The following is a 4,176-nucleotide window of genomic DNA, read 5'->3' on the forward strand; positions in this document are numbered from 1 at the left end:
GGCGCGGCCGCCGCCCTCCTGCTGCTGCTCGCCGCGGCCGCGGCGCCGGCCGGGACCACCCTGGTGACCGAAACCGCCGCGACCGAGGGCAGCGCGCCGGACATCGTGACCGCCTACGGCACCGTCATGGCAGCCCAGGATCACGGGCTGACGCTCAGCGCGCAGCAGGATGGCCGGGTCGTGTCGCTGGCCGTCACGCCCGGGGAGGCGGTCACGGCCGGACAGGCGCTTGTCACCCTCGCCCCGACGCCGGCCGCGGCGAGCGCCTATCGTCAGGCCGAGACCGCCGTCGCGCTGGCGCGCCGGGAGCGCGCGCACGCGGCGCAGCTGCTGACGCAGCAACTCGCGACGCGCGATCAGCTCGCCCAGGCCGACAAGGCGCTGTCGGACGCGGAGGCCGCGCTGGCAGCACTGCAGGACGCGGGCGCGGGCGTGGCGCAGCGTGTGCTGAGCGCGCCCTTCGACGCGATCGTGACCGCGATCCCCGTCGCGCCCGGCGATCACGTCCCGCCCGGCGCCGGGTTGCTGACCCTAGCACCCCGCGGCGGGCTCGTCGTCACCGTGGGGATCGAGCCGGCGGCGCGGGCGCGCGTCCGCGCCGGCCAGACGGGTGTCCTCACGCCGCTTGCCGGGGGCGCGACGCTGCATGGCGAGGTATTGCGCGTCGATGCGCAGGTCGACGCGCGCACGCATCTCGTCGATGTCGACATCGTGCTCGGCGCCGGCACCGCCGGCGGCGGCCTGCTGATGGGCGCGGCGTACGAGGCCGCCATCACCGTGGGCGTGGTGCATGGCTGGGTGCTGCCGCATGCCGCCGTGCTGCTCGATGACAGCGGGACCTATGTCTATCAGGACGCGGACGGCACCGCGTCGCGCGTCGACGTGCGGCTGCTCGGGCGCGCGGGCGACCATGACGTGGTGGCCGGCCGGCTCGACGCGGGGCGTCCCGTGGTGGTGGACGGCGCCTATCAGCTGACGCCGGGGGCGCGGCTGCGACAGTCCGAAGCGGCCGCCGGTCCGGACGCGCGCCGGTGAGCCTGGCCGGCTTCATCGAACGCCACGCCCGCTCCATCGTCGTCGTCGCCGCGGCGCTGGCGATGGCCGGGATCGCCTCGGCGATCTCGCTGCCGGTCGGGCTGTTCCCGCAGGTCTCCTTTCCCCGCGTCGTGGTCGACCTCGACGCCGGCAGCCGGCCGGCGCAGCAGATGGCGATGACCGTCACGCGCCCGGTCGAGGAGGCGATCCGGACCGTGCCCGGCGTCCGCGACGTGCGGTCCGAGACGACGCGCGGGACGGCGGAGATCTCGGTCGATTTCGGCTGGGGTCATGACATGATCGCCAGCACGCTGCTGGTCGACGCGGCCATCGCGCAGGCGGTGCGCGGGCTGCCGGCGGGCACGTCCTATGACGTGCGGCGCATGGACCCGACGGTGTTTCCGATCATCTCCTATGCGCTGACCGCCCCGGCGATGAACCCGGTCGCCCTGCGCGACCTCGCGCTGTACCGCATCGTGCCGCTGCTGTCGTCCATCACCGGCCTCGGCCGCGTGGACGTGCAAGGCGGGCAGGTGGCGGAGGTGCAGGTGGAGGCCGATCCGCATCGCCTCGCCGCGGCGGGCATCGCGCTGTCCGACGTGGTCGCGGCGATCGGCGCCGGAAACACGTTGCAGGCGGTCGGGCACCTGCAGGACCGCGACCGGCTCTATCTCGTGCTGGGGCAGCACAACCTGATGACCGTCGCCGACGTGGAGAATGTCGTGCTGCGCGCGGCGCCGACGGGGATTCTGCGCCTGCGCGACGTGGCGACGGTGCGGGCGGGCGTGGTGCCGCAATGGATACGCGTCGAGGAGGACGGCAAGCCGGCCGTGCTGTTCAACGTCTATGAGCAGCCGGACGGCAACACGGTGCAGATCGCGGCGGCGGTGCGCGCGCGCCTCGCCGGCTTTGCGCTGCCGGCCGGCGTAAGGCTGGTCAAATGGTACGACCAGAGCGAGCTTGTGCTGCAATCGGCGGGCAGCGTGCGCGACGCGGTGCTGATCGGCCTCGTGCTGGCGGGCGCGGTGCTGCTGCTGTTCCTGCGCAGCTTTCGCGTCACCCTCATCGCGATCCTGGTGGTGCCGGCGACGCTCGCGACGTCGGTGCTGCTGCTCAGCCTGCTTGGGTTGAGCTTCAACATCATGACGCTCGGCGGGATCGCGGCGGCGGTCGGGCTGCTGATCGACGACGTGATCGTCATGGTCGAGCACATCGCGCGCCGGGCCGGCGCTGCCGGCGCCGACGGCAGGCCCGCCGGCGGCGATGCCGTGCTCGGCGCGGCGCGCGAGTTCATGCAGCCGCTGACCGGGTCGAGCATGGCGACGCTGATCGTCTTCCTGCCGCTCGGCTTTCTCACCGGCGTGACCGGCGCGTTTTCCAAGGCGCTGTCGGTGACGATGGCGGCGGCGCTGTTCATCTCCTATCTGATGACGGCGTTCGTGGTGCCGGTGCTCGCGCGCCGGCTGATCAACTTCGACCGGTGGCGTGATCCCGGTGCCGCCGGCAGCCGGCCCGGGCGTCTGTCGCGCCTGCATGCCTGGCTGCTCGCCGCCCTGTTCCGTCGGCCTTTGGTGCTGCTGCTCGTGATCGCGCCGCTGCTGGTCCTCGGCTGGTTCGCCTATCAGGCGGTCCCGACCGGCTTCATGCCGTCGGTCGACGAAGGTGGCTTCGTGATGGACTACTTCACGCAGCCGGGCACGTCGCTGATCGAGACGCAGCGGGAAGTGTCGCAGGTGGATGCGATCGTGCGGTCGATGCCGGAGGTCGACACCTTCTCCCGCCGGCTCGGCACGGGGCTCGGCGGCGGTCTGGGCCAGAGCTATCACGGCGACTATTTCGTGCGTCTGAAGACCGATCACGCGCGCACGACGCCGGAGGTGATGGCGGCGGTGCTGGCGCGGGTGCAGGCGGAGGTGCCCGGCGTGCGCGTCGAGCTGGCGCAGCTGATGGAGGACCTGATCGGCGATCTGACGGCGGTGCCGCAGCCGATCGAGATCAAGCTGTTTGCCGAGGATTCCAGCGTGCTGATCCCGCAGGCACGCAAGGTCGCGGCGGCGATCGCGCGCATCGGCGGCGTGGTGGAGGTGCGCAGCGGCATCAGGCTGGCGGGCGACGCGCTCGACATCGACGTCGATCCGGCGCGCGCGGCGATGGAGGGCGTGACACCCGCCGAGGTGACGGCGGCGGTCGACGTGGCGCTGGCCGGACAGGTCGCGACACAGATGCCGGAGGCCACCAAGACGGTCGGCATCCGTGTGGCCGTGCCGGACGCGCTCGGTCTGCGGCTGCATGACCTGGAGGCGCTGCCGATCCGCGCGCCGGGCGGCCACGTGCTGCCGCTGTCGCGGGTCGCGACCATCGTGCGCGTCACCGGCGAGGCGCAGATATCGCGCGAGAACCTGCAGCCGATGGTCGCGGTGACCGGGCGTATCGAGGGACGCGGCATCGGCGCGGCGGTCGCTGACGTGAAGCGGGCGCTGGCGCGGCCGGGCATGCTCGGCGCCGGCGTGCGCTATGAGCTGGGCGGGCTCTATCAGCAGCAGCAGATCGCCTTCGCGGGGCTCGCCCGTGTCTTCGCCGCCGCGCTGGTCGCGGAGTTCGTGCTGCTGCTGTTCCTGTATGAGCGGCTGTGGCTGCCGGTCATCATCATCGGCTGTTCGCTGCTCTCGACGACCGCGGTGTTCACCGGGCTGTGGCTGACCGGCGTCGCGCTCAACATCACGGCGCTGATGGGCATGACGATGATCATCGGCATCGGCACGGAGATGGCGGTGTTCTACGTGTCCGAATACGCCGACCTCGCCCACGCGTTGCCGCGGCGCGAGGCGCTGGTCGCGGCCAGCCGCGGCCGGCTGCGGCCGATCAGCATGACGACGCTCGCCGCGATCCTGACGCTGTTGCCGCTCGCGCTGGCGATCGGTCAGGGATCGGCGATCCAGCAGCCGCTCGCGATCGCCATCATCGCGGGCCTGTTGCTGCAATACCCGCTGGTGCTGCTGGTGATGCCGGTGCTGATCGGCCTGACCGGCGGACGCGGCGACGGCGGCAGCGGCGGCCCGCGGCGTGATGGGCCGGTGGTGCAGGCTTCGCCGGCAGGCGGCGGCTGACCGGCGGCTACTGGCCGGTGCCGCCGGCCTGCCC

The 4,176-nt window shown here is 72.7% G+C and carries 2 protein-coding genes; both read left to right on the forward strand.

Translation table 11 applies throughout. From position 1 onward, the window contains the following. The coding region (locus B8460_RS17990; RefSeq protein ID WP_052945301.1) for an efflux RND transporter periplasmic adaptor subunit at positions 1 to 1,035 on the forward strand (1,035 nt) is incomplete at its 5' end. After that, positions 1,032 to 4,142: an efflux RND transporter permease subunit gene (locus B8460_RS17995; RefSeq protein ID WP_084623875.1), complete on the forward strand. Its 3,111-nt coding sequence runs from the start codon at positions 1,032 to 1,034 to the stop codon at positions 4,140 to 4,142. The genes B8460_RS17990 and B8460_RS17995, both read left to right, overlap by 4 nt. The last annotated feature ends 34 nt before the right edge of the window (positions 4,143 to 4,176 follow it).

It is taken from the genome of Acidisphaera rubrifaciens HS-AP3 (assembly GCF_000964365.1).
GTDB classification, from domain to species: domain Bacteria; phylum Pseudomonadota; class Alphaproteobacteria; order Acetobacterales; family Acetobacteraceae; genus Acidisphaera; species Acidisphaera rubrifaciens.